Genomic DNA, 25,860 nt, shown 5'->3' with positions numbered 1-25,860 from the left:
ATTGTTCTAAATTTTTATTTATCTTTTCATTAACAGCTATTTTTTCATCCAATAATTTCAAGTAATATACAATTTTTTCTTGAACTTCAATAGGAGGCAATTTTAATGGTATTTGCTCTATAACTGCTCTTTTAGATATATTAACTTGGACAGAACCTGTTGATCTTGATACTAATGAATTATAACCTTCATAAGAACTAAAAAAATATTTTAAAAATTCTGGAAGAATAATATCTTTATTAACTCTTAATGTTAATAATGCTTGACTTATAATTCCTTTTGGATCATTATCTTTAATTATTGAAACTTTACCAACAGTGCCAGAGCAGCTTATAATTAAATCATCGGGTAATGTTGTAAATCTTTTTAAAGATTGATATTTTTCATCATCAATGTAATATCTGAAAATTCTATTGTCATAAATTGCATTCTGTTGTTCATAAACAGGAATTCCTTCAGATTTCATTTCACTCCTTTTTAATGCTGAACCAAAAGGTCCACGTATATATCCTTTATCTAATAAAACATCCTTGAGAACAACATCATTCCATTCTAAACTCAAATATATGAAATAGATTTATCCAAATCAAAATAATTTCAATAATTTATTACTGGCGAATGTTTCCATATGTCTTGTAGTTAATTTGATTAATTGTATGAAAAATAATTTTTTATAGTTTAATATATAATTTATTAATGTTGGTGAGGATATGGCTTCTGAAAAGACTGTTAAAAGATTACAGTATGAATATTGGAGAAAATTAAATGTGGTATTGATTGATGATTATCCTGATTTTAAACCTAAAATGGTTAAGGGCAATGCTTATTATTTGCCGTTAGGAAATAAATTTGCACGTATTTCTATGAGTGTTAATTCTATCAAAAAAATTCAAGAGTGTAAAATCATTATTTCTCATAAACAAGGATTATATAACTATTTAGAACAAAATAAAGAACAAATTGAGAATATGGTTGGTATTAAGTTAAATTGGGAATGTAAAAGTGATGGAAATTCATATATTGGTCTTTTTAAGTATTTTGATATTGTCGATGAGGAAAATTGGGATGATGCAATAAAATGGCATTTGGATATTGCTTCAATGTTATTTACTGAATTTTCAATTTGGATATCTATGTATTAATTTTCATGTTATTAAACTCAATTGTTCTTCCAATTATTGACATTATACATAAATAATATTTAGATTTCTTGTTTACGTCTCATTGTTTTAAAAACATTCATAGAATATTATTTCTTTATTTTTTAAATCTTTTGTTATTTTATCAATAATATTTAGTTCTTCGGGAGTGTATTTTTCTGTTGATAAGTTAGTTAATATTTCTTTCCAAGTAATTTTATCTATTGTTAATTCTCCATTCAAATCTTTGTTTGTATTATCACATTCATTGCTTTGAAACAGTTTCAATATATTTTCATGATTATTTAAGTTGAATGTTGGTGTTTTTTCGATAATTTTCTCTATTGTTATTTCATTATCCTTAGTTTTTGAACTAATGTCTTTTATTAAATAAGCTTGTACTGTCATTTCAATCAAGTAATATATTATAATTGGTTATATATGTCTTTTTTGTTATTATTAGTGTCAATTTATTCTTTATAATTAAATCAAACTAAATAATGGCAGTTTCATTGTTCTATTTTATTATTAAAGGTAAATCATAAGAATTAGTTTATAAAACATTTTTATATTTTGAAATCATATTTATATTTAGATTTAATTTGGGTGAAAAAATGGTTAATTATTCTAAATTAGGATATTCTTCTTTATCTGAGTATTCAGATGATTTTTTAAACACATTATTGGATTCTAATCATACATATGAGTTTTATGTAAATTGGGAAAAAGTGTATACTAATCTTAAAAATCATCTTGTTGAAATAGGTATTTTAAATAGCTTAAATAAGGTCTCTTCTTATGATTTGGAAAATAAATTTAAGGAAATTTTAATTCGCTATCCTGAAGTTGTTGAGATTTTACCTTCTATTTTAGCAATTCGAAATAAAAAAGTTCCAATTTTCAGTATTAAAGATAAATCTTCTCAAATTATTAATTTTTCTAAAACAAACTTTGATTTGGATAAAATACTCGAATTTTCAATTGAAACAGGTCTTTTAGACTTATTTAACAATATTGGTGATTTATATTCATATTTGGTTGGGGCAGAAGTAGGTTTGGATACTAATGCTCGAAAAAATCGTAGCGGCCATATTTTTGAAGATGCGGTAGGCGCATTACTTCAAGAAAAAATAAATAATTTGCCTAATTGGGAATTTACTAAAGAAGATAGTGATGTTAATATTAATAGGAGCAAACGTTTTGATTATGTACTTTATGAAAATTCGATTCCAAAAATTGTTATTGAATGCAATTTTTATAATAGTACTGGAAGTAAACCAATTGAAGTGGCTCATGCTTATGTTGAACTTCAAAAAGACACTGATGATGCTAATTTGACATTTATTTGGGTTACTGATGGTCAGGGGTGGCATAAAATGTTTTCAACATTGATGGATGTTGGAGAAAATATAGATTTCATTGTTAATTATAATATGCTTGATAAACTAATTGAGGGTTTATTGTGATTACTTTTCAATTGCTCTTTGAACATGTTTATTAAATAATTGGTATATAGGATAGATTATGTTAAAGTATGATAATAATTTAGGTTCTAAACCTTTCTTAAAATGGGCGGGAGGTAAAAAACAACTGTTGTCTACAATAGAAAATAAACTTCCTGAAGATATTAAGAAGAATCGTAAAATAGATAAATATTTTGAAGTTTTTGTTGGTGGGGGAGCACTATTTTTTCATTTAATGAATAATTATGATGTTGGAGAATCATATATCTATGATATCAATAAAGAACTTATTTTAACATATAATGTTATTCAAAAAGATCCAAAAAAATTAATTAAATTATTATCTGAATTAGAAGATGAATATTTGCCGTTAGAACAAGATTCTAGGAAAGAATATTATTTGGATATTCGAAATAATAATTTTAATAAACATTTGTCTGAATTTGATTTTGATAATTATTCTTATGAACATGTAATTAGAGCGTCACAAATCATTTTTATGAATAAAACATGTTTCAATGGTTTATTTAGATTAAATAAGCATGGTGAGTTTAATGTGCCTCATGGTAGATATAAAAAACCTTTGATTTGTGATAAAGATAATATTTTAGCCGTTTCTAAAACACTAAAAAATACTCATATAATTAATGCGAATTATGATGTTTCCGAAGAATTAATTGATAATGATTCTTTAGTTTATTTAGATCCACCTTACAGGCCATTATCTAGTAAATCGAATTTTACTACTTATGCAGGATTTGAATTTACAGATGAACATCAAATTGAACTTTCAAAGTTTTATAAAAGAATTTCGGATAAAGGTGCGAAAGCTATTCTAAGCAATTCTGACCCTAAAAATGAAGATGAAAATGATAATTTTTTTGATGATTTATATGCTGAGTTTACAATCGAAAGAGTCAAAGCAAAACGTTCTATTAATTCTAATGGAAAAAATAGGGGTAAAATTAATGAAATTTTAGTAATGAATTATTGATATTAAATTTCTCTTTTTTCAACTTTAAATTGTGCGTCACTTATTGAAAAGAAAACTAACTAATTCATCATACATTACATGTCTTTAATGACTATTAATCAATTATTGCCCATACTAATATCTAATAATTCTCACTTTCAATTTTCCCAATCAAAGTCTCGCAATTAATCTCTCCACCAAACTCACCAAAAACCTCACGGGCATAATCGCCATCATCAATCTCAAACGGAATCTTGAAAGTCTTAAAAGCATTAAAAACCTCCATAGCGCCGTTAAAGTCCCCCAATTTGTACTTTGCAAAGCCGCTGTAGAGAGCCAATGACACGAATATCTTTTCCTTGTTGTAGACAAGCTTTTCTCCGGCATAACTTCTGTTTATTCTCATGTTCATGATTTTCGGGCGGATGGTAAAAAACGCATCGACAAGTTCAACAACGATTTCCCACTCGCAGGCAATGGTGATTCCATATACTGCGTCCAGCACGTTTCTTTCAAGTGTATTCCAATCGTTCAGTTTTATGTTGGCATCACTTGCGCCCAACTTGAGGGTTTCACCAAAGCTCATCTGTGATCTGTCCATTCCATAGATTTTAATCACGAATTCCACCCATTCCTTAAGGGGGTTTGCGGCTTTCTGGTATTCCTCCTTTGTCATTGCCTTTTTAATCACCATGGAAACTGTACTGTTAAAGATTATCCTGGTGGCATTGGGAATTTCTTCACGGCTCTTTTCCAGAAGGTCTTCAAGTTTTTCCATCTGCTTTTCAAAATTCTTCTTTCTTTTTTCTTCCTTCTCCTGCTGTGTCTTTCTAAAGAATCCCATGTTCTCATCTCACTAGTAATAGTATGTTTTGTAGTCTCCGCTGTATGTGGAATTCAGGACGCTTTCATCATTGATTTCAACATTTCCTTCAAGTTCTGCAGGCTTGTATTTTGAGTTTCCCGCAAAATATGCTGAAACGTTATATTCTCCGTAAGGCAGTGTAATCTTGGCGGATGATGTGTATCCGGTATAGTTCAGTGTATACTGTTTCTTTTCACCGGTTTTGGCATCGCTCACGTTTACAAGAATCTTTGCATCACTTAAATCCTTATCACATGAATAACCTGAATTTGCAAGTGTTTCGCTTACCAAATCGATATACAGATTTCCAAATTTTTCATCTCCGTAGGTTTTAACGCCTGCATCGTCAATGTCAAGGAATAGCTTGACGTATTCGTCTCCGGTGCTGTTTAAGTTGTTTGAAACAAAAATTCCTCCTATGATGAGGAAAATTATAAACAAACCTGCGCAGCATCCTATTTCTGTTTTGTCCATTGTTGCTCACCGGGAATTTTTTCATTGATTAAGTCATTATGTAAGGATATTTTTCCTTTAAAATAACATTTGCGCTTCCATGGGTTTGGAAGCGCATAAAAAAACAGTTAATTCACAATCATGTTTGAAACCATGTCTTCGTTTTTGGCATAGATTTTTACGTATGATCCGTCTTTGATGTATTCAAAGAAGCATTCGTTAGGGGAGTCATCATAATCCTTGAATTCACCGTCTATTCCTTTTATGTTTTTGTTTATGTTCAGGTCCATAATCTCGGCGGTTTGTTCGGTGCCGTTGAATGGGTGCCTGATGTAGATGTAGATGTCATCGCCGTTGGAATTGCTGTAGTGTTTGTAGGATTCGTTGAGCACTTTAGCACCGTTTGGAATATCTGTGTAGTCATTGTCTTTGATTTCCACTTTCATGCTGTTTGCAAATCCAAGTTTCTGAACTGACCCTGCTTTTATGGTTCCTGATGTCGCATCTTTGATGTACCATCCGACATCCTCTTCAAGGTTGCCTTCATCCTCATCCAGGGTGTATCCTTCCGGAATGTTGAACTGGAAGGTTGAAATGTTTGTTATGTTTCCGGAACTTCCGAAAAGTCCGTCCAAAAATCCTGCACTCGCAGCACTTATGCATGAAAGCGCAATCACTGCGATTAGTGATATCAACAATATTCTTTTGACATTCATTTTTTTCAACTCCTTTTGGTTTTGTGTATTATATTTCTGTTGGTTTGTTTATATTAGTCATGTAAAGAAAAACATTTAATTGGGCATGTTGAATCAAAAGGGAGTTTTGTGACTTAAGGATTTTAATAGTAAAATAAGTTTTTTAAGGTAGAAGGGGATTAACCCATTCTTTTTCCCAAATATAGTCATCTTTGACATGACTGAACATCAATGATGTCTATAGTGTGGTATAAGCCTCAGGGCATTTAAAGTCTTTCATATTGGGGATTTTGTTATTAAAGTAATATTTCATTTTCAAATCAATTTTACAAATTAATTCCAATTTTATATTCAAAAAAACTAACTTATTTAAATATTTCGGATGATAATCTGTTGGATATAAATGTTGGAAAAACTTTCACAAATATAAACTATATAACGTCAGCTGCCAAATATTTAACTAGATAATCATGAAAACGTTAAATGTTGTGGCGGCAATCATCAAAAAGGACAACAAAATCCTTGCAACCAAGAGAGGTTACGGAGAATTCATTGATATGTGGGAGTTTCCTGGCGGAAAGATTGAGGAAAACGAAACAAAAGAGGAAGCTCTTGTAAGGGAAATCAGAGAAGAGCTTGACTGTACAATCAAACCTACAAAATTCGCACTTGACCTTGAATACCAGTATCCTACCTTTTATCTGAAGATGAGCTGCTTTGAGGCTGAAATTGTTGAGGGAACCCCGAAACTTCTGGAGCACAATGATGCGATGTGGCTTTCAAGGGATGAACTTGACAGCGTGAACTGGATTCCCGCAGACATTCGGGCAGTGGATTACTTAAAGAATACGATGGAGTGATTTGGAATGGATACAGATGACATCAAAAACATTGAAAAAAGACTTGAGGATGCCCAGAATCTCAAATCAAACCTTGAAGTGAAACTCCAAAAGCTTGGAGACAATCCAAGAGCTGAAACCTTTAAAATGCAGTTGGACAAGGTAAATGGGCTGATAGATCATTTGGAAAAGGAAAAGGAAGAGCTTAATAAATGAATCCTGAAGAAATCTTGAACGGGGCAAGAACAGCCTTCATAGATGAAAATCTTAGCTCCAGCTCTGATTTTAAACCAAGATTATTGTACAACAACAAAAACACCAAAGTCATCAACTCTCTGAGAGATGAGCTTAGAAGCTGCGATGAGTTCATTCTCTCATCGGCATTTATCACCTTGGGCGGAATCACTCCTCTTCTTGAGGAGTTCCGGTATCTTGAAGCCAACAACATCCAAGGAAAGATACTTACAACAGATTATCTCTATTTTACAGAACCTAAGGCATTGAAAAAACTCAACAGCTTTTCCAACATTGAAGTAAAGCTTTATCCGCAGGAAAATGAAGGATTCCACACAAAGGGATATCTTTTCAAAAAGGGTGACGTTTACAGGGGCATTGTCGGAAGTTCCAACTTGACAATGAATGCCCTTACGGTCAACAAGGAGTGGAACGTTGAGTTTACCAGTTTAAATGAGGGTGAAATGCTTACAAACCTCAAAAATGAGTTCACACAATTATGGCAACAGGCGGATTCTCTTGAAAGTGTCCTTCCGGCCTATGAAAAGATTTACAACGACCACAAAAACTTCAAGAACCTAAAAGACATCACCGAAGAGCTTAAAGAAAAAAACATTAAGGAACTGACTCCAAACATCATGCAGGAGGATTTCATCTCCAATCTGAGATCTCTAATAAAACAGGGAGAATCCAGAGCAATTCTTGTTTCGGCAACCGGAACAGGTAAGACTTACGCTTCCGCTTTTGCAGTCAATGATTTCAAACCTGAAAGATTCCTGTTTCTGGTTCACAGGGAACAGATTGCAAAGCAGTCCATCAACGCCTATAAAAATGTTTTTAAAGACCATGACAAATTCGGATTATTGTCCGGAAACTCAAAGGAATACGAAAAGCCTTACCTTTTCTCCACAATACAGACAATGAGCAAGGATGACGTCTACACCCGATATGACAGAAATTATTTTGACTATATCATCATAGATGAGGTTCACAAGGCAGGTGCATTGAGCTATCAAAAGATTTTCGACTATTTCGAGCCGAAATTCTACCTGGGAATGACTGCTTCACCGGAGAGAACAGACGGATTCAACATATATGACCTCTTCGACAACAACATCGCCCATGAAATCAGGCTTCAGGAAGCTCTGGAAGAGGACCTGCTGTGTCCGTTCCATTACTTCGGAATAACTGACGTGGAATTTGACGACAACACAATCGATGAGGACTTCAGCGACTTCAATCTGCTGGCATCCGATAAGAGAGTGGACTATTTGTTGGAAAAGTCAGAGTTCTACGGATATTCCGGTGACCGGATAAAGGCACTTGTATTCTGCTCAAGAAAAAAAGAAGCACAATTGCTGGCAAAGGAATTTACTAGAAGAGGACATCCTTCAGTTGTCCTGACAGGTGATGATTCACAGGAAAAAAGGCTTGAGGCAATCGATCGCCTGACAAACGACGACAACCCAAACAAGCTCGAGTACATTTTCACGGTTGACATCTTCAATGAAGGTGTTGACATTCCCGAAATCAACCAGGTCCTTCTGGTAAGGCCGACGGAGTCTCCAATCATTTTCATACAGCAGCTTGGAAGGGGACTTAGGAAATACCGAAACAAGGAGTTCGTCGTAATCCTTGATTTCATCGGAAACTACAAAAACAACTTCATGATTCCGATTGCACTTTCAGGCGACAGATCCTATGACAAGGACAGGATTAGAAAGTATCTGATTGAGGGAAACAAAATCATTCCCGGCGCTTCGTCAATCAACTTTGATGAGATTTCCAAAAAGCGTATATATGAGTCAATCAACAACACTTCATTTTCAAAGGTGGCATTGTTTAAGGAAAAGTACAATCAATTAAAATACAAGCTGGGAAGAATCCCTTCACTTAATGACTTCGCCATCAACGGTGAATTCAATCCTGAAATAATCCTCAATCACAACAAATTCGACACATACCACACATTTTTAAAATATGTCGAAAAGGACTACTCAAGCGAACTTTCCGAAAGCGAGCTTGCGGCATTGAGATTCATCTCAAAAAAGCTTATCAAGGGAATCAGGCCACATGAACTTGTAATCATAAGCTGTCTTATATATAACAGATATTTCACGGTCAGTCAGGTTGAAAAGTACTTACATGATAACTACGGACTTGAAAATCAGTTTGAATCAGTCAAAAGTGCAATCAACGTCCTGAGCATGAACTTCTACAGGAAAGAGACAAGTGACGATTATCAGGCAAACACCATACAGTTCATCACTGACACGGATTTGGACATTGAAAAGCTTTATTTTGATTTCGACAAAAACGTTTATATGGACTTGAAAAACAATGAGGACTACAAATTTGAAATATCACAGATATTTAAAGGGGCATTGGCAAATCCAGTATTTCTAAATCACGCTAAGGATGCCATAAGGTATGGATTTTACAAGTACGCCAACGTTTACGCAGACGAAAAGCCATTCAGGTTATATGAAAAATACTCAAGGGAAGATGTTTTAAGGCTCCTCAACTGGGAAAGGTTCATGAACGGGCAAAACATAGGGGGATACAAGATAAAATATGATACCTGTCCGATTTTCGTAACTTACAATAAAAAAGAGGACATCTCCGAAACAATCAACTACGAGGATCATTTCATCTCCAAAGACACCTTCAACTGGATGAGCAGAAACAATCGTAAAACATCCTCACCGGAACTTGAGCCTCTTATTAACTACAATGGTGTTAATACTCAACTGTTCATTCAAAAAAGCAATGATGAAGGAATAGATTTCTATTACATTGGTAAATTGACTCCGATGTCATATAAGCAGGTCTACCGTAACATCAGCGGTAAAGAACAGCCGATTGTCAATTTCAAGTTCAAAATTCAGACTGAAGTCAAGGATGAGCTTTATTCCTATTTCGTAAATGATTAGTCTGTTTTAGCAACAAATATATACAATTTTTTTTAAAGAGTGTATTCAATGAATTTTTCATAAAATTGCTTTGATTGTGTAAAATTGTTTTTAAAAAACCATTTATTAAATGATTTACGATTTATTTCAAAAATTAAGTTATAATAACTAGTTAAACCTATTTTAAATCATGAAAATTAAAGATTTAATAATATGTTTGTTTATTTCAATGATTTCGATTATTGTTGGGGATTCTGATTTTAAGCAATACAATAAATTAAAAAATCAGAAATCTCCATTAATCAAAAAACAGGATTTGCCGGAAGATTTCAGTGATGAAGCTTATGGTACCATTTGTGATTTCATTGAAAAAACTCGAGGTTTAAATTATGAATGGTTGATATATTTTGATTATGTTACTGGTGATTTTCTTAAATGTGTAAAAGGTAAAGAGGATTCTGCTGATTTAAGTTTTGAGGATGAAAATATCAGAGAGTTAATTGATGATGTGAAAGTCGAATAAAAAAATAAAAAGGATGAGAAAAAGTAAATTTTCTCATTTAACTCAAGTATCTGCTTGTGGTTGTGGCGCAGTATGAATCATCACCTGCAAATATTGCAGTTATGTCATATTCTGTAATTCCTCCGAACATCATGTTGGCACCTCCGGCAATATAACCGTTTGAATCAGTTGTTGCAGAAATTGTTCCTCCATCTGAGGCGGTGCCACCTAAATACATTATGGTTTTGATAAGAATCTCCTTACCTGCCAATGCTTTGCCGGTGCTGTCTTTTAAACATGCTTTAATGAAGTAACCATTACTGGTTTTATAACAGTCTTCAATGGTTATTGTTGTTGCCAATTTCACTTTGGTAATTGTTATCTTACTTTTAGCTGATGCGGCATTGTATTTGCCGGTTTTTGCAACGCTTACAACGACATTGTGTGCAGTTTTGCTCAATGATTTGGTGTTGATGGTTGCAACACCGTTGCTGTCGGTTTTTACGTTGAATGTTTTGTAGCTTGAATCGGTATATACCTTAACGGCAACAGTAACCCCTTTCATGCCGGCTTTTGTCTGCTTGTTTTTGACGGTGACCTTGAATGTCTGTGACTTTTGATATTCGTTGGTTACTTTAGGGGCGCTTATTACAAGAGTTGCCTTTGAAACTTTAACAGAACTTGTTTTGGCAGTGGCTGCGACATATTTGCTTTCTTTAGCACTTACAACGATTTTGTGAGTGCCGACGCTTAATAGTGATCCGGCATATTTTGCATATCCGTTGGATGCGCTTGTGACTGTGACGGTCTTATATGATGGGCCGGTGTAAATTCTCAAATTCAGTTTAACGCCGCAAGCTACCTTTTTGGTTTTTGAATTAATCACTTTAATCTGGAAGTATTTTCCTGATCCGTATGTGGTGGACAGCTTGGTCGGTGTTAATGTGGCTGACAGTTTGGAAATTTTGATTGAACTTGTAATCTGGCTTGCGACTGCTGATTTTGCATCTGCACTGCTGATTACAACCTTATGATTTCCAATCGCCAAATTCGGAATGTTGAATGCTGCAATGCCGTTGCTGTTTGATGTTGCAGTGTATGTTTTGGTGCTTGTGCCTGTATAAACTTTAGCGGTCACCTTAACATTTGCCACAGCTTTTGTTCCGTCCTGTGAGATGACTTTAACGTTGAATTTTTCACCTGAATTATAGTAGGTGCTTAAGCTTGATGCGCTGAATTTGACATGGTTTACATCACTGGTCAGCTTGAAGTTGACAGGTGATGTGGAATCGTATTTTCCGTTTCCGAGATATTTTGCGCTTGCAGCAATTGAGCCGAAAGTTGTTAGCTTGACGGTAACTGATGCTTTTCCATTTTTGACATCTGCAGTGTATATTTTACCGCCAATAGTAAATTCAACTGTTCCTGAGTCAACCAAATTGTTTGATGCATCCCTGACGGTTGCTGTAATCACCTGGTTGCTGTTTACAAATCCTGATTGGGCAGGCACTTCGATAGCAGTTTCAATTAATGTGATTGGAGTGTATTCTCCTGCAAGCCCGAGTGTTGAATAGTCGTTGATGTTGCCTTCGCTCCAGGTGCATGTGCTGATTGCAATGTTTGAACTTGCTTCACCGTAGTAATTATTTCCATTTGATGCAGTATTTGAGGTAAATGATGATTTTGAAATTGTCAAATCCTTATTTTTTGTATAAACGGCACCGCCTTTAACTTTTGCATAATTTGAGCTGAATGTGCAGTTTGTAATTATGGTATCGCTTTCCACATCGGCATGGATTGCGCCCCCGTCATTTCTTGCGATGTTTCTTGTGAATTTGCAGTTTTTAACTACGCAGCCTTCTCCGTTTATTTTTAAAGCTCCTCCGTAATTGGCTTCATTATTCTCAAAGTAGCAGTCTGTCACTGTTACTTTGTTGCATGAAAGATAAACTGCACCTGCCCAGAAATCGGCATTGCAGTCGATGAATCTGCAATTGCTTAAAACTCCATATAAGTCTGAAGAGCCTGATTTGGAACCGGACCACCAGTCAATGGCTCCTGATGATGTGTCATGCCCGTTTTTAAAAACAATGTTGTTGACGGTAACGTGTGTTCCTGTGATTTCAAAGATTTTGGATGAATCCTTCGCATCCAGTGTCGCTCCATTTCCTTCGATTGTCAATGTCTTGTTGATTTTAATCATAGAACCTGATCCGGTATATGTTCCGGACAGCTTAATTGTGTCTCCCGCTTGGGCATTGTCGACGCTTTTTTGAATGTCTGCGAATGTGCTTCCGGACACGGTTCTTGTTGCTGTTAGTGTGTCATCATCTGCAGTTATCTCAAGTGAATCATCTAGTGCTGTTTCATCGGCCAGTGCAGTGTCGGTTGAGTTTAAATCCTCGGCACTGACGGCAGTGATTGAAATAAGAAGGATGATAAGACAAGAGATCAGATATAATTTCTTTGTCATGATAAAAACTCCTATATAATTATATCTTTGCAAATCATCTGATTTAAATATTGTAAATGTTTTGCTTTCAAAAACAAGTGACATTTCCGGGGTGTTCAACACTTAAAACATGAATTTAAAAACAGTTGTGGCTATTTCCTGCTTTTTCTGTATCTGTAGGAGCCGTAAATTACAATCGCCAGCAGCAGGAGTATAATGAAGAAGTGTGTAATCTGTTTGGTTGTGATGCGGTCTTTGACGACGGTATCGTTTGTCTTTGTGGAGATAGTTATTCCGCCCTTGTTGAATGTTATCGCTTTTGTGATGATTCCTTTTCCTGTATCAAGGGTTGTCTTTACTCCATGAGTATTCACGGAATATGTGAATGCTCCCACGGCCTTTCCGTCACGCATGAACACTGTTGTGTTTGTATGTTGGGAGTGGGTCGGTTCGGGCACTTCCAAATCAAATGAAAGTTCCTCTCCTGTCTGGGTGTTTATTATTGTGATGGTATAGTTTCCGGAGCTTAACATAACAGAAACGTTTGCAAAGCCATTACTGTCGGTTCTGGCTGAATATTCTGTTTTGTTCACTTTAAAGATGACTTTCGTATTCTTCAACGGCTTTCCTGCATTTGTCGTAAACATCGCCGAGAATGTGTATGTGGTATACTCTTTGGTTACTGGAAATGATTTTATTGTACTGACTTCAAGAGGATACCAGATTTCAGGGTTTTCAAAGACGTCGTTTCTAACGAATGATTCGTTCCAGTTTGTTGAGTTCGGATTCACGTCTCCCCAGTAGTTGCTGTTGAAGTCACTGTCGTTTGGAGCCATCTTTTCAAAGTAGGCAATTGTCCCGTCTTTTGCGGTGTTCGCATGTATCTCGTTGAGTCTGAAGATGGTCACAGGCACAACAGAATCAGATTCGTTTGAGACATATACGATTCCAGCTCTTTTGGCCTTGTTGTCCATTATCTTTGAGCTTACAACACTTAAAATTCCGGTTGAGTGGAATGCCCCTCCTCTGTTTTTGGCGGTGTTGTTGACTATTTCGCTGTCGACAAGATAAACGTCGCTGAGTCTGTTGAAAACAGCTCCACCGTTATCTGCAGCGTTGTCTTCAATGTCACAGCATATCAGATCTGTTTTTGAATAATCCCTGCTTGCTATTGCCCCTCCGCTTGCACCGGCAATGTTTTTGGTGAACTCACAGTCGAAGGATTCGGTATTTGTCATGTATGTGTTCACAGCTCCGCCGTTTTCACCGGCAATGTTTGAAACGAATTTGCAGCCGTACATCTTAAGCGATGCCGGGCTGGCGTTTTCAAAATCACCGCAAATGCTTACGGCTCCACCGTTTGCACCGCACATGTTGCTTGTGAAAATGCAGTTTTGAAGTATCAGTGTGCATCCGCCCTGGGCGTTTATTGCTCCACCATTGCCTTTGCTGAAACCGGATGTGAATGTCAAATCCTTAAACGTTACTGTGCATGGAGAGTTTATTTTAACGATTGAATCGCCATACTCGCCGTTCAGTACAACGCTGCTTGCATCTCCACTTCCTTGGATTGTCAGATTCTTGCTGATTTCTATTCCTGCTTCCTTATATGTTCCACTTTCAAGAGTAATGACGTCATTGCTTGAGCACTCGTTAACGTAATCCCTGATGGATTGCGAATTGCTTATCGTAACGTTGTCGGCGCAGACTGCCGGAATCAATATCATCAACAGAACCATTAATGAGATTATCGCTGCTTTTTTATTGATGGAACTCACCTGGCAAACATTAATGATATTACTTCTGTTGATAATGCCATAAATAATATTGCAATTATATATACAATATGGCTCATATTATTATATAAAGTGGTGAGTTGATGAGATTTAGAAAAATTATGATCATGTTTGTTTTGCTTATTTTTGCCATGTCATGTGTCAGTGCAGCTGAAAACACCACTCAGGATAATCTGGAGATGGATTCTCAAATTGAAATAATTGAAAACTCAACTCCTGAGATTTCCCTGGATGAGCAGATTGCAAGTGAAATAAACGTGACTTTTGATGAAAAGGTATATGAAAAGAATCTGACAGATATCACAGTCAGCCTTCCTGAATCAGCTCAGGGAAAGCTCAATGTCAGAATAAACAATCATACAATTTATGATGAAAACATCACTGGAAGCAGAGTGGTAATTCCAATCCAATTGCCTCCAAAGGAGTTTCCAATCATAGTTCCAAACATCTGGCCTGCATATGATTTCACCAGATATGATGTAACAGCATTCTACAACGGATTTAAGATAAACGTTACACACGACCTTATGGTCATGAAATATCCTAAGGACCACTCTCCTGAATTCATGATTCCGTCTGAAATAGTTCAGTTCGGACAGCACTATTCATTTATGCCGGCAATACTCTTTCCAAGATCAGCTGCAGGTACAGTTGAAGTCTATCTGGACGGTAAAATACTGATTAACCGGACAAATGTCACAGCGCCGTTCGTATTCTTAAACGAGACTCAAATAACATCCCTTGATTTGGGCTCCCATCAGCTTGTGGCCGACTATTCCGGTGATGACTATTACAATGCAAAAACAATAACCCTCGACTTCAACGTGACTGATATCGCAATTAGCATTCCTGGCAATGTCTATCTTGACCATGATGACTGCATCAGCGTAAGCGTTTCAAACAAAAGCAAAGGTACTGTGGCCATCTACATAGACTCCAAACTGGTTACTAAAAGATCATTGGACATGTATGGTGAGCTTATATTCTCACTGTTTGATGACATAACCTGCGGAGCTCACGAAATAAGAGTCGTTGTTGAATGCGGCACTTTCAACAGAACAAAAACCGCAAATGTGAATGCAACATATGACATTGACCTCTATTCACGGTATGATTTCAGATACGGTGAGGAAAACACAGTTTATGTCTACATTCCTGAAGACCTGAAGGAAAAACTATTCAACGTTACAGTAAACGGCATGAAAGTCCCTTTCAAAAAGTACACTCAGGACCTTGAAATAGACGTATCTTCCCTTGATGTGGGAAACTACACTGTAGTGGTAACATATCTGGGCGACGACAAGTATTACAGGACAACAGTGACAGGCAATTTCTCAGTAAAATACGCAATCAATCTCCATGACCATGAAATCTACTTCGGTTATCCCACTAAAGTCACACTGAATCTTCCAGGCGATGCAAAGGGAAATCTTTCAATATACATCGGCGGCGTCCTGTACAAGACCGCAAGGCTTGACAAAGGCAAGGCGTCACTTCAGATATCCGACCTGAATCCGGGAATCTATGACGTTAACGTCACCTACACAGGAGATGACTACGACGTTGAAAACATTTCAACAGCCTTCATTGCATATCCACGCCTCAAATATGAAAGCGTAATCGAAGTAGGCCTGAAAAACATTCTTGAATTCAGAGTTCCGAAAGACTGCAGGGGAATTATAAAAACCACAATCAACGGCAAAAACTACACTTCACAAATCAGGGACGGTCTGGCAACACTTGACCTGTCAAATCTCCCGGTTGGGGATTGGGACTTTGACATTTGCTACTATGGCGAGGACGGATACAATTCATCCTACTATGCGGGAGTATATGTCGAGAAGGCTCCGGTGAAAATTATTGCCAAAAGCACAAGTGTGGGTTATGCCGATGGTGTTTATAAGGTAAGGGTCTACGGCAACGATGCAAAAGTTGCAAAAAACGCCAAAGTAACATTCAAAATCAACGGCAAAACACTAAAGACTGTCAAAACAGACTCTCAGGGATGGGCAAAAGTGAATATTCCTGCAAAATATGCTGTGGGCAAATACACAATAACTGTCAAATGCAAAAACACAAAAGTTTCCAAAAAGCTGACAGTAAAACACACAATCTCCTTAAGCAAAGTCAAGGTTAAAAAATCAGCCAAAAAGGTGGTTCTAACAGCAAAACTGAACAAGGCTCTTAAGGGAAAGACAGTAACCTTCCGCTTTGCCGGCAAAATAATCAAAGCCAAAGTCAGCTCCAAGGGCATTGCAAAGGCAACTGTCACAAAAGCTATGCTTGGCAAGCTTACTGCCGGAAAGAAAGTCACATACTCTGCAACCTACCTCAAGGACACAGTCAAAAAGTCAGTTAAAGTTTTAAAATAGAGACCAATCATCTCTATACTTATTTTTTTTTCAAATGAATGCTATCACTTCAAATAATTTAATATAGTGTTTAAGCATATAATAATAAACACGAAAAGGAGTTTTTTTCATGTTAAACAAAAAATATTTATTCGTTCTGCTCCTGCTGGTAATAGCTGTCGGGGCCGTTACCGGAGTTAGTGCCGGTGATGCTAACCAGATGGATGCTATTGCAGACAGTGCAGATGTAACAGATGAAGTGGCTGGTGTAGTCGAATCAGATGAAATGACCAGTCCAAACAACGACAATACTGAAATTTTAGCTGACGATGAAGACAACGGCACAGGAGATGCTCCAGAAGTCATTTCTTCCAATGACAATCAGCCGAAAGCAGCCAAAATATCCGCATCAAAAGTAACCAAATACTTCAAGGATGCAAAGACATCTCAGGTTAAAGTCCTATCAGATGGCAAGGCGGTCAGCGGCGTCACAGTCAAAGTTAAAATCTACACAGGCAGTTCCTACAAAATAGTTTCAGGTAAAACCAATTCCAAAGGAATCGCAACCTATAAGATTCCAACATCCCTGTCAAGCGGAAAGCATAAGGTTGTAATAAGCATCCTCGGTTCAAAATATTCTGCAAAATCCGTAACCACATACATTACAGTCAAACCAAGACCGTTATCCATTTACAGCGAATACTGCACACAGTATTCCGTAAAAGGTTTCATCAGTATGGTGACCGATAAGCTGACCAAAAAGACAACCAACGGAATCAAGATGAAAATCCTAATCAGCAACAACGGCAAATGGATAACCAAATATCTGACAACCGGAAAGATGAGAGGCACAAAATTCAACGGAATAAATGCTTATCTGACAAACATGCTGACAGTGGGATCCCATCTGGTCAAGATAATGCCTGCAACCAAAGACTACACAGGAAGCAAAATCACCAAGCTTGTGGTTAGCAAAAACGCAAAACTGTATTACAAAAACTGGGCAATATACATTTCCGAAGGCAAGACATACACATACATCAACGGAAGAACATATGTCCAATAGATGTTTAAAACATCTATTTTTTATCTTTTTTTTAAATTAAAGCATTTCCTTTATATGACTTAATTAGTTCTTAGATACATAATATAACCCAACGGAGTTTTTATCATGTTTAAGAAAAAATATTTTTTTGTCCTCCTGCTTTTGATAGTGGCTGTCGGAACCATTGCAGGCGTCAGCGCCAGTGATGCAAACCAGACAGACATTATTGCAGACAGTGAGGATACAACAGGAGAAATCATTGCTCTAAGCGATGATGATGCAAACGAATTGTCCACTCAAAGCGAAGTGCCGAATGTGGTTGCGGTTTCAAACAATCAGAATTCAGGTCTTCTCACAGATGATGACGATTTCGATGACGATTTTGATGATTATTGGGATGACGACTGGGATGATGAAGACAGTTACGCCACAATCAAGACTTCAAAAATAACAACTTACTACAAGAACGCTAAAAAAGGAACAGTTAAGGTTCTTGACGGCTATAACAGTCCTGCAAGCGGTGTTACCGTCAAAATCAAAATCTTTTCAGGAAGTTCATATAAGACAATCACTGCCAAAACAAATTCCAAAGGCATTGCAACATATAACGTGCCTACAAACCTGGCTGCAGGAAACCATAAGGTCATAGTCTCCATTTCCAGCTCTTATTATTCTGCAAGCAATGTGGTGTCATACATCACCGTCAAACCAAGGCCGATATCCTATCTCGCTCAACTATTCTCTGCCAATGGAGTTATAGGTTTCAATTCTCTTGTAAAGGACAATCTATTGAAAAAATACACAAACGGCATAAAACTTAAAGTAATGATTTACAACAGCGGCAAATGGATAACCAGATATCTGACATCCGGTTATGACAAATCTTCAAGATTAAGTGGAGTTATAATCTATGCAACAAACATGCTGACAGTCGGATCTCACCTGGTTAAGATAATGCCTGCAACCAAAAACTATTACGGAAATAAGCTAACCAAGCTGGTAGTTACCAAAAATGCAAAAATATATTACAAAAAATGGGCGATATGGCATTCCGGCGGTAAGATATACACTGTCATCAACGGAAGGACATATGTCCAATAGATGTTTAAAACATCTTTTCTTTTTCTTTTTTTTCTCAACGAAAGTATTTTCTTTCATTGACTTATCATTGCTTGGCAACATAATATTAACCAATCAAGGAGTTTTTTTATTATGTTCAACAAGAAATATTTTTTCATTTTATTGTTGCTTCTGGTGTCTGTCACTGCAATAGCTGGCGTAAGCGCAGCTGACGTCAACGAAACAGATGAAGTGACCTTAAGTGATGATGAAAACATGGTTATTTCACAAGATAATGAAATTTACGCGTCAGGGGATGAAGCTATCTTGGCAAATGAGGAGGATTCCACCACTACTGGCGCTGTTGAAAATGAAGACAAGGTTTCAGACGGTGAAAATCAGGCCAGCATAATTGCAAATGACAAGACATTCAATTATGGAACAAATGCCCTCATGACTGCCCAGCTCGTTGACGGGGATGGAAATCCGATTTCTGGAACAATTGTTAAATTGGCCATTGCGGGTAAGACATTCAGTGCAAAAACAGATGCTGGTGGTAAGGCAACATTAACAATTAAAAATCTGGCCAAGGGGAAATATACGGCTGTATTTTCAACCGATTCTCCATATGAAGCTTCAAAAAAAGTTCACGTTACCATTAAAGGTGGTGGAAACACTGCAAAAACAATAAATCTGATACCAACCAAGCTGACAACCACCTATGCATCAGGAAAGACATTCAAAGTTCGTGCCGTTGACAGCTCAGGAAGTGCCGTTGAGGGAGTCAAAATTAAGGTTGTAATCTACACAGGCAGCAAGTATAATGTTGCATACATTACCACAAAATCAAACGGATATGCCAAATTGTCTGCATCCAAATTGTCCATAGGAACCCACAAGATTGTGGTGTCCAGTGCAGGTTCAAACTATAAGGCCAGCGCAAAGACATCCTATGTCAAAATCAACAAAAAGCCTTTGCTGATTACGGCCAAAAGGATATACGGCAGTAAATTCGGTGCAGTTCACATCAAGGTGGCTGACAAGGCAACCAAAAAGATGCTCAATGGTATAAAACTGTCACTCAGCATTTATACGGGTTCTGCAGTTAAAAGGTATGTTCTTGTTACAGGATATGACGGCAAGATTTACAAGTCAAATGGTGTTGCCGCAATCGAGTCCAATCAGTTCTCAACCGGTTATCACAAGGTTGTTATTTCTGTTTTGAATGCTTACTGTCAGGGATCTGCAACTTCAATATTGAAGATTCCGGCATTGGCCAAGGGTGTTGCCAGATACACTGGAATCATAACCAATGGTCAGGCCAAAAAATTATGAACTTGGATTCAGGTTCATATTTTCTCTCTTTTTTTTAATTTTTCATAGATTTTCTAATCATTGTTCAATTTTTAAGTTAAATCGCTCAATCTTATTTTTCGGATTCTAAAAATTCCGAATATCATTTAAATAAATTATATATGTCATGTTTTTCAGATATACTAATTGTATTCAACTTGAATATTGATTAAATTAATTTGGGGATTAAATTGAAATTTAACAGATTTATTTTAGTCAGCATAATCCTGCTGGCTATTCTAACATTGGGGGCTGTCAGCGCTTCAGACAACCTGACAGCAACAGAAGACGCGCAAGATTCAGTTCTTGCAGTTGAAGACAATGATTTAATCGCTGATGATTCCGTACAGGAGATTGTCGGTGAAGATGAAGTTGGAAACGACATAACAAAATTTGATGTGGTGTTTCCGGACAGTGTAAAGGCAATGGAGTATTATAAGTTTTCAGTATATGCTCCAAACGGAACTTCAGGTGAAATAACTGTCTATAGGGACGGTGATGACTATGATTCTGAGGATATTTATGGTGGAGGTATAACAAACAAATCTTTCAAATTCAATACAATCGGAAAACACACTTTGAAAGTCGATTTCACTTCAAATGACGGCAAGACACAATCATTTTCAAAATCTTACAATATAAATGACTATAGCGCAAGCATAACCCTTTATCTTGAAACTGATGATATAATTGTCTACGGAAAATCCGCTGATTTTGAAGTTACTTTTCCAAGTGATGTGAGCGGAAATGCAGTGGTATTCATTAACGGTGAGAAATTCATGCAATATTATTTCGATGATGACAACGAATTTTACTTCAGGATTCCTTCCGTGAGGGCACCTCAACTCAACGTAACAGTTAGCTATGAAGGAAACAACAAATATAAGGCAAAAACAATTACAAAAATCTTTGATGTTGGTGCTGACGTGCAGATTCCGGATTATGTTGCTTTCAACGAAAATCCATATGTCACTGTTAACTACTATGACGGCGGAGTGGTCAATCTAAGGATTTGTGAAAGTTGGGATGGGACTGAAATGATTCTTGAGAAAAATGTTACATGTACTGGCGAAAGGACCAAATATTACCTTGAAGGCGACTACGGGTTAGGCGACTCATATTGGATTTTCGCATCACCTAGTGGATATTATGAAGGTTACTCTTTCAGAATCGGCCCTAAAATAAACGTAGACAAAAAAGTATGGGTTGAAGATTTCAACAATGTCACCCTCGAGTTTCCAACCGGTTATGCTGGTGAAACTGTCTTTATCGAATTGGATGGTGAACGTATATTTGAAGGTGCATTGGGCTCTGACGGTAAAGTTTCCGTTCCTGTAAATAACATATCTGCTGATGGCCATTACCTGAATTTCGGAATAGAGGGTGGAATTTCATGGTACAATAACTTATACGTAATCAGTGAAAATCCTTCAATGAACTTCAGCATTTACGTTCCGGACAAAGTGGCAATAGGATCAACTATACCAGTCAATGTTCCGGATAGTGAGCAAGCCACAGGTATCGTCTTCGTTTACCTTGACGGTGATTTGAAAAATACCTGCATTTACCGTGAAGAAACAGTTCTTTCAACTGAAGGCCTTGAAATTGGAAATCACACTATTTCAGTAATCTATGAAGGTGACGACTACTTCAAACCGGCACAATGCAACGTAACATTCGAGATTGTGGAACACATAATAACAGTTCCTCAAACAGTCATAATCAATCAGGATGACAGGGCATATGTAAGATTGCCTGCTGATGCAGCCGGCACTTTAAAATTCTACATCGACGGCAAGCTATTGGATGAAATCGATTATGTTGATGATGACTATGATGAATACGGTCACGTTTACGTAGTGGACTTAAGCAAATGCGATGTTTCCAAAAGCCATACTTTAAAAGTATCATTTTTAGGTGACAGCAAATACTCCAAGTTCACAGAATCATACAAATTCGCCATGAATTTCACTTTCGCTTTCCGTTTATCTGATATCGAGTACAGTTTCGGTGATGAAAATACTGTTACCATAGTATGTCCTTACGGCATAAAATCAGGTTTCGATATCCTCATTGACGGGGTCAAATTCACCAAATACGAAATCGAGGACTATGAGGAAACCCAGGTTGTTGTAGACATATCCGAATTTGCGGGAACCCATGATATCGCAGTAGACTTCAAGGGAAATGCCAAGTACTCCCCGCTTAAGGTAAACACAACATTCACAGTATATCCTCACATCGATTACACTTATGATAACTATTACAGAGATGAGGGCAGTGTTGTCAAACTTTTACTTCCTAAAGATGCAAAGGGAAATCTGGTTGTTGAAATCGACGATAAAAACTATGCCAAAGTTCCTATTGCAAACGGACAGGCAAATGTTTCATTTGCAAATCTTTCCTTAGGCTATCACAACATCAAAACTTACTATGACGGTGCAGATTATGAAGTGGAAAACAAGAGTGGGGAAATATCAATTGTCGGCGGAATTGTAATAAATTCAAATGAGTTCATTTATGGCGATTCACTGACCGTAACACTGAATCTGCCGAGTGATGCAAACGGTACATTAAAAACAAGCTTCAACGGAGTTGATAAGGAGGTCCGCATATCAAACGGATCTGCCAAAATCACCTACTCCAATCTGAAAGTGGGATTATTCGAACTTTACGCCCAATATGTGGACAATGACGAGTACGGATATTCTGTCAATTCCATCAGTGAGGGCATATCTACCTATCCTAAACTGTCAATTTCAGATAAAATGGTCGTATTCGCAAACAATCCTGTAACCCTCATATCAAATAGCGGTGTGGAAGGTCAGATGGAAGTTGAATTTGGTGATGATTCATATTATGTCAATCTCAAAAACGGAAAAGCCGCATATTCCCTGTCAAAACTGACCGCAGGAAAACACACCATCAGGGTGTACTTCACAAATGATGACCTTTATTATGATTACGGCAAGTTCGTAATCAACGTCGCAGAGGCAAAAAACCCTAAATTGACATTGGCATCAACAAGCCTCTACTACGGTGAAGCCTCATTCAAGGCAACCCTTAAAGGTGTTGACGGTAAGGTTCTCAAAAATGCTGCAGTAATATTCAAGGTCAACGGCAAAAAGGTAAAAACAGTCAAGACCAATGCCAAAGGCATTGCAGTGTTCAAACTGACAAACCTTCCTAAAAAATACAAAGTGACCGCAACATACGGCAAAGTTTCACAAACAAAAACCGTTACGGTAAAACGTGTACTGAGTCTGGCTAACACAATAGTCAAAAAATCCGCCAACTATGCATTTTTAAAAGCAACACTCAAGAAAGGTAAAACTCCAATCAAAAACAAAGTAGTAATCTTTAAGTTCAACGGCAAAACCTTCAAGGCAAAAACAAACGCTAAAGGAATTGCACAGGTTGCTGTTAAAAAAGCATTTTTCTACAAGCTTGCAGTCGGCAAGAAGATAATCTGTCAGGCAACATACATAAAAGACACACTCAAGAAAGTGGCAATTGTTAGAAGATAGAGATTAATTTCTCTATTTCTTATTCTTTTTTTTAATTATTTTCTATTTTTTTAGTTAAAATACCTATTTTCAGCTCTTCAAATTAAAAATAATAGCTTTATATGTAATGTATTTCATATATAGTATTTGTATTTAAACTGAATAGATTTGGGGATTAAAATGAAGTTAAAGAAACTTATTTTGGTTAGTTTATTGCTGCTGGCCATTCTGACAATTGGCGCTGTCAGCGCGTCAGATAATCTCACGGCCAGTGAAAACGTGCAGGATTCAATTCTTGCAGTTGAAAACGAAGATGTAATCGCTGATGATTCGATTGATGAAGTCATCGGTGATGCAAATAATCAGGATGCGGCACTTTCCAGTGACGTGAACGTGGTTAATGATGATAATGATTCCAATGATGGAAGTGTCGAAGTTGAAAAATCACCATTGCTTTCAAGTGCTAGGGATGACAACCTTTCCAGTTCCCCAGAGGATGTGCTGGGAAAAAAAGTGCCTTCATATTATTTTGAGGTTGAGGATAATTATTATGGACATTACTTTAGTTTTATTTTTGATTCGGATTTCACTATTGATGTTGAATTTTTTGTTGATGGTAAAAAAGCTTCCTTCATGGATATGCGTGAACACGGTATCGAGGGCTATGGGGGTTACAATGGATATCTTGCCGTTGGAACTCATAAAATATTGATTGTATTAAAGGGTAATGAATATTATTATCCGCGCAACATAACTAAAACATTCACAATCAAGCCGGCAATATTCTATGAACATAATGGTGTTTCAGATATTTGGGGCACCTCAAGTGGAAAAGTGGAATATGGCAGGGGTCAGGATAATGTCCAATTAAAAATTCCTAAAAATGCCAAAGGCAGTATGGTTGTCAAAGTTGACGGTAAGGTATACAAAACAGTTAAACAGTCTAATGGAATAGCAACAGTGAATCTAGATAAATTGCCTATTGGAAAACATCAGATTTATGCATACTACAACGGCAGCGATTATTCCGTAATAAAATTGAACAGGACAATCGAAGTTTTCGGTGCTTTTAATGCCTATAAAAACAATGATATAATCAATTTCTATGATAATGCAGTTTACGGAAACAACAACAGGTATTATGGATTGAAATTGCCTAATGATGCAAATGGAACTCTGGAAGTGTCAATCGACGGTAAAATCTATACTAAGAAAATGGTAAACGGTTCAGCTAAAATCAAAGTACCTAGCAATTTAACCGTTGGCAAACACAGTATTTTAATTAAATATCTTTCTGATGACGGTTATGATATAGATAGTCACAAAACATCTCTATATGTCTATCCTAAGTTGATTTCTGTTTCCAAAATGGTGCTGTTCGGCAAAAACACTGTTTCATTCAAGGCATCAAAAGACTTTAAAGGCACAATATATGTTAAAGTCAGCGATGATGAGGTGAATACTTATAAGGCATCTTTCAAAAACGGAATCGCTACAGTGTCCCTGTCAAAAATAACTTCAGGCAAGCACAAACTTATCTTCCGCTGCAACGCTACAGGTCAAATTTGGAAGTTGGGCGAGACCACTGTAACCGTTGCACACGGAAATAATCCTAAGGTGATTGTCGCTCCTAAGTCCATTCCATATATGAATGGTGCTTTCAAGGCGAAGGTTGTTGGAGTCAATGGAAAACCTATTAAAAATGCCAATGTGGTTTTCAAGGTGAATCATAAAAAAGTTGCAACCGCCAAAACTAATGCTTTGGGTATTGCAATGTTTAAAATGGCAAAATTGCCTGGGGAGTACTTGCTGACCGCACAATACGGAAAGATAGCTATACACAAGCATGTTGAAGTTGTAAGTATGCTTAAGGTTAAACAGGTGACAGTTAAAAAATCCGCCAAGAGCTTTGTGCTGATGGCGGCACTCAAGTACGGTAAGGTTCCGCTTAAAAACAAGCTGATCACATTCAAATTCAACTACAAATACTTCAAGGTAAAAACCAACAGTCTTGGTGTTGCAAGGGTTGTAATCAGCAATGAGTACTATAAAGACCTTCCTGTAGGTAAAAGGCTTGTCTATCAGGCAACCTACATCAAAGATAAGGTTACAATGGAAACTTATCTTGAAAAATAGGGTTAATCTTCCCTATTTTTTCATTCTTTTTTTTAATCATCAAAATTTATAAAATCAAAGCTATATACCTCTTTTTCTATACTGAAA

The 25,860-nt window shown here is 36.7% G+C and carries 21 protein-coding genes; 13 read left to right on the top strand and 8 right to left on the bottom strand.

What is annotated here, in order from left to right:
- Positions 1 to 562 (bottom strand): restriction endonuclease subunit S (locus Q4Q55_RS02425; RefSeq protein WP_303371225.1); only part of this gene is annotated, 562 nt, incomplete at its 3' end.
- A 148-nt stretch (positions 563 to 710) separates the two neighbouring features.
- On the opposite strand from Q4Q55_RS02425, the gene Q4Q55_RS02420 reads away from it, so the two are divergent.
- Positions 711 to 1,142: a DUF4268 domain-containing protein gene (locus Q4Q55_RS02420; protein WP_303371224.1), complete on the top strand. Its 432-nt coding sequence runs from the start codon at positions 711 to 713 to the stop codon at positions 1,140 to 1,142.
- A gap of 87 nt (positions 1,143 to 1,229) precedes the next feature.
- Here Q4Q55_RS02420 and Q4Q55_RS02415 read toward each other — a convergent pair whose 3' ends face one another.
- Positions 1,230 to 1,547, bottom strand: a complete 318-nt coding sequence (locus Q4Q55_RS02415; protein ID WP_303371223.1) for a hypothetical protein — start codon at positions 1,545 to 1,547, stop codon at positions 1,230 to 1,232.
- A gap of 206 nt (positions 1,548 to 1,753) precedes the next feature.
- Between Q4Q55_RS02415 and Q4Q55_RS02410 the strand changes: the two genes are divergently transcribed.
- Both Q4Q55_RS02410 and Q4Q55_RS02405 read left to right on the top strand, forming a co-directional pair.
- Positions 1,754 to 2,605 (top strand): type II restriction endonuclease, encoded by an 852-nt coding sequence (locus Q4Q55_RS02410; RefSeq protein ID WP_303371222.1) that lies wholly within the window; start codon positions 1,754 to 1,756, stop codon positions 2,603 to 2,605.
- A 58-nt stretch (positions 2,606 to 2,663) separates the two neighbouring features.
- Entirely contained in the window at positions 2,664 to 3,596 is a 933-nt protein-coding gene (locus Q4Q55_RS02405; RefSeq protein WP_303371221.1) for a Dam family site-specific DNA-(adenine-N6)-methyltransferase, read from the top strand.
- 121 nt (positions 3,597 to 3,717) lie between these two features.
- Here Q4Q55_RS02405 and Q4Q55_RS02400 read toward each other — a convergent pair whose 3' ends face one another.
- The 4 genes from Q4Q55_RS02400 to Q4Q55_RS02385 form a co-directional block, all read right to left on the bottom strand.
- A complete protein-coding gene (locus tag Q4Q55_RS02400; RefSeq protein WP_303371220.1) occupies positions 3,718 to 4,269 on the bottom strand; it encodes a hypothetical protein in 552 nt (183 codons plus the stop codon).
- Between the two features lie 20 nt (positions 4,270 to 4,289).
- Positions 4,290 to 4,427, bottom strand: a complete 138-nt coding sequence (locus Q4Q55_RS02395; protein ID WP_303371219.1) for a hypothetical protein — start codon at positions 4,425 to 4,427, stop codon at positions 4,290 to 4,292.
- Positions 4,428 to 4,431: 4 nt separating this feature from the next.
- Positions 4,432 to 4,914: a hypothetical protein gene (locus Q4Q55_RS02390; RefSeq protein ID WP_303371218.1), complete on the bottom strand. Its 483-nt coding sequence runs from the start codon at positions 4,912 to 4,914 to the stop codon at positions 4,432 to 4,434.
- Positions 4,915 to 5,021: 107 nt separating this feature from the next.
- Entirely contained in the window at positions 5,022 to 5,609 is a 588-nt protein-coding gene (locus tag Q4Q55_RS02385; RefSeq protein WP_303371217.1) for a hypothetical protein, read from the bottom strand.
- A 449-nt stretch (positions 5,610 to 6,058) separates the two neighbouring features.
- On the opposite strand from Q4Q55_RS02385, the gene Q4Q55_RS02380 reads away from it, so the two are divergent.
- The 4 genes from Q4Q55_RS02380 to Q4Q55_RS02365 all read left to right on the top strand — a co-directional run bounded on the left by Q4Q55_RS02380 (position 6,059) and on the right by Q4Q55_RS02365 (position 10,096).
- Positions 6,059 to 6,448, top strand: a complete 390-nt coding sequence (locus Q4Q55_RS02380) for a (deoxy)nucleoside triphosphate pyrophosphohydrolase (RefSeq protein WP_303371216.1) — start codon at positions 6,059 to 6,061, stop codon at positions 6,446 to 6,448.
- A gap of 6 nt (positions 6,449 to 6,454) precedes the next feature.
- Positions 6,455 to 6,643 (top strand): hypothetical protein, encoded by a 189-nt coding sequence (locus Q4Q55_RS02375; protein ID WP_303371215.1) that lies wholly within the window; start codon positions 6,455 to 6,457, stop codon positions 6,641 to 6,643.
- Positions 6,640 to 9,594 (top strand): DEAD/DEAH box helicase, encoded by a 2,955-nt coding sequence (locus tag Q4Q55_RS02370; protein WP_303371214.1) that lies wholly within the window; start codon positions 6,640 to 6,642, stop codon positions 9,592 to 9,594. Before Q4Q55_RS02375 ends, Q4Q55_RS02370 begins: the two co-directional genes overlap by 4 nt.
- Positions 9,595 to 9,802: 208 nt before the next feature.
- Positions 9,803 to 10,096, top strand: coding sequence for a hypothetical protein (locus Q4Q55_RS02365; RefSeq protein ID WP_303371213.1), 294 nt, complete (start codon positions 9,803 to 9,805; stop codon positions 10,094 to 10,096).
- A 37-nt stretch (positions 10,097 to 10,133) separates the two neighbouring features.
- Here Q4Q55_RS02365 and Q4Q55_RS02360 read toward each other — a convergent pair whose 3' ends face one another.
- Together Q4Q55_RS02360 and Q4Q55_RS02355 are read right to left on the bottom strand one after the other, a co-directional pair.
- A complete protein-coding gene (locus Q4Q55_RS02360; protein WP_303371212.1) occupies positions 10,134 to 12,548 on the bottom strand; it encodes a hypothetical protein in 2,415 nt (804 codons plus the stop codon).
- 131 nt (positions 12,549 to 12,679) lie between these two features.
- The gene (locus Q4Q55_RS02355; RefSeq protein WP_303371211.1) at positions 12,680 to 14,305 is read right to left on the bottom strand and encodes a hypothetical protein; all 1,626 of its coding nucleotides are present in this window, start codon (positions 14,303 to 14,305) and stop codon (positions 12,680 to 12,682) included.
- Between the two features lie 101 nt (positions 14,306 to 14,406).
- Between Q4Q55_RS02355 and Q4Q55_RS02350 the strand changes: the two genes are divergently transcribed.
- The 6 genes from Q4Q55_RS02350 to Q4Q55_RS02325 all read left to right on the top strand — a co-directional run bounded on the left by Q4Q55_RS02350 (position 14,407) and on the right by Q4Q55_RS02325 (position 25,773).
- On the top strand, positions 14,407 to 16,695 hold the full coding sequence (locus Q4Q55_RS02350; RefSeq protein WP_303371210.1) for an Ig-like domain-containing protein: 2,289 nt from the start codon (positions 14,407 to 14,409) through the stop codon (positions 16,693 to 16,695).
- 109 nt (positions 16,696 to 16,804) lie between these two features.
- Positions 16,805 to 17,740 (top strand): hypothetical protein, encoded by a 936-nt coding sequence (locus Q4Q55_RS02345; RefSeq protein ID WP_303371209.1) that lies wholly within the window; start codon positions 16,805 to 16,807, stop codon positions 17,738 to 17,740.
- 105 nt (positions 17,741 to 17,845) lie between these two features.
- Positions 17,846 to 18,820: a hypothetical protein gene (locus Q4Q55_RS02340; RefSeq protein WP_303371208.1), complete on the top strand. Its 975-nt coding sequence runs from the start codon at positions 17,846 to 17,848 to the stop codon at positions 18,818 to 18,820.
- 111 nt (positions 18,821 to 18,931) lie between these two features.
- Positions 18,932 to 20,113, top strand: a complete 1,182-nt coding sequence (locus Q4Q55_RS02335; RefSeq protein ID WP_303371207.1) for an Ig-like domain-containing protein — start codon at positions 18,932 to 18,934, stop codon at positions 20,111 to 20,113.
- 209 nt (positions 20,114 to 20,322) lie between these two features.
- Positions 20,323 to 23,658, top strand: coding sequence for a hypothetical protein (locus Q4Q55_RS02330; RefSeq protein ID WP_303371206.1), 3,336 nt, complete (start codon positions 20,323 to 20,325; stop codon positions 23,656 to 23,658).
- Positions 23,659 to 23,817: 159 nt separating this feature from the next.
- Positions 23,818 to 25,773 carry an Ig-like domain-containing protein gene (locus Q4Q55_RS02325; RefSeq protein WP_303371205.1) on the top strand — a complete coding sequence of 652 codons (1,956 nt, stop codon included), beginning with the start codon at positions 23,818 to 23,820 and terminating at the stop codon, positions 25,771 to 25,773.
- Positions 25,774 to 25,860 lie beyond the last annotated feature (87 nt).

Origin of the sequence: Methanobrevibacter sp., assembly GCF_030539555.1 — an archaeon.
GTDB lineage: Archaea > Methanobacteriota > Methanobacteria > Methanobacteriales > Methanobacteriaceae > Methanocatella.
Note: the sequence above shows the minus strand (reverse complement) of the source record. Positions and strands in the feature narration are given on the sequence as shown.

Bases quoted from the DNA above. Each gene is read 5' to 3' on its own strand.
- Q4Q55_RS02385 (WP_303371217.1), bottom strand. From the start codon at position 5,609: ATGAATGTCAAAAGAATATTGTTGATATCACTAATCGCAGTGATTGCG.
- Q4Q55_RS02410 (WP_303371222.1), top strand. From the start codon at position 1,754: ATGGTTAATTATTCTAAATTAGGATATTCTTCTTTATCTGAGTATTCA.
- Q4Q55_RS02325 (WP_303371205.1), top strand. From the start codon at position 23,818: ATGAAGTTAAAGAAACTTATTTTGGTTAGTTTATTGCTGCTGGCCATT.
- Q4Q55_RS02405 (WP_303371221.1), top strand. From the start codon at position 2,664: ATGTTAAAGTATGATAATAATTTAGGTTCTAAACCTTTCTTAAAATGG.
- Q4Q55_RS02420 (WP_303371224.1), top strand. From the start codon at position 711: ATGGCTTCTGAAAAGACTGTTAAAAGATTACAGTATGAATATTGGAGA.
- Q4Q55_RS02365 (WP_303371213.1), top strand. From the start codon at position 9,803: ATGATTTCGATTATTGTTGGGGATTCTGATTTTAAGCAATACAATAAA.
- Q4Q55_RS02345 (WP_303371209.1), top strand. From the start codon at position 16,805: ATGTTAAACAAAAAATATTTATTCGTTCTGCTCCTGCTGGTAATAGCT.
- Q4Q55_RS02340 (WP_303371208.1), top strand. From the start codon at position 17,846: ATGTTTAAGAAAAAATATTTTTTTGTCCTCCTGCTTTTGATAGTGGCT.
- Q4Q55_RS02350 (WP_303371210.1), top strand. From the start codon at position 14,407: ATGAGATTTAGAAAAATTATGATCATGTTTGTTTTGCTTATTTTTGCC.
- Q4Q55_RS02415 (WP_303371223.1), bottom strand. From the start codon at position 1,547: ATGACAGTACAAGCTTATTTAATAAAAGACATTAGTTCAAAAACTAAG.
- Q4Q55_RS02390 (WP_303371218.1), bottom strand. From the start codon at position 4,914: ATGGACAAAACAGAAATAGGATGCTGCGCAGGTTTGTTTATAATTTTC.
- Q4Q55_RS02375 (WP_303371215.1), top strand. From the start codon at position 6,455: ATGGATACAGATGACATCAAAAACATTGAAAAAAGACTTGAGGATGCC.
- Q4Q55_RS02395 (WP_303371219.1), bottom strand. From the start codon at position 4,427: ATGAGAACATGGGATTCTTTAGAAAGACACAGCAGGAGAAGGAAGAAA.
- Q4Q55_RS02360 (WP_303371212.1), bottom strand. From the start codon at position 12,548: ATGACAAAGAAATTATATCTGATCTCTTGTCTTATCATCCTTCTTATT.
- Q4Q55_RS02400 (WP_303371220.1), bottom strand. From the start codon at position 4,269: ATGGTGATTAAAAAGGCAATGACAAAGGAGGAATACCAGAAAGCCGCA.
- Q4Q55_RS02380 (WP_303371216.1), top strand. From the start codon at position 6,059: ATGAAAACGTTAAATGTTGTGGCGGCAATCATCAAAAAGGACAACAAA.
- Q4Q55_RS02370 (WP_303371214.1), top strand. From the start codon at position 6,640: ATGAATCCTGAAGAAATCTTGAACGGGGCAAGAACAGCCTTCATAGAT.
- Q4Q55_RS02335 (WP_303371207.1), top strand. From the start codon at position 18,932: ATGTTCAACAAGAAATATTTTTTCATTTTATTGTTGCTTCTGGTGTCT.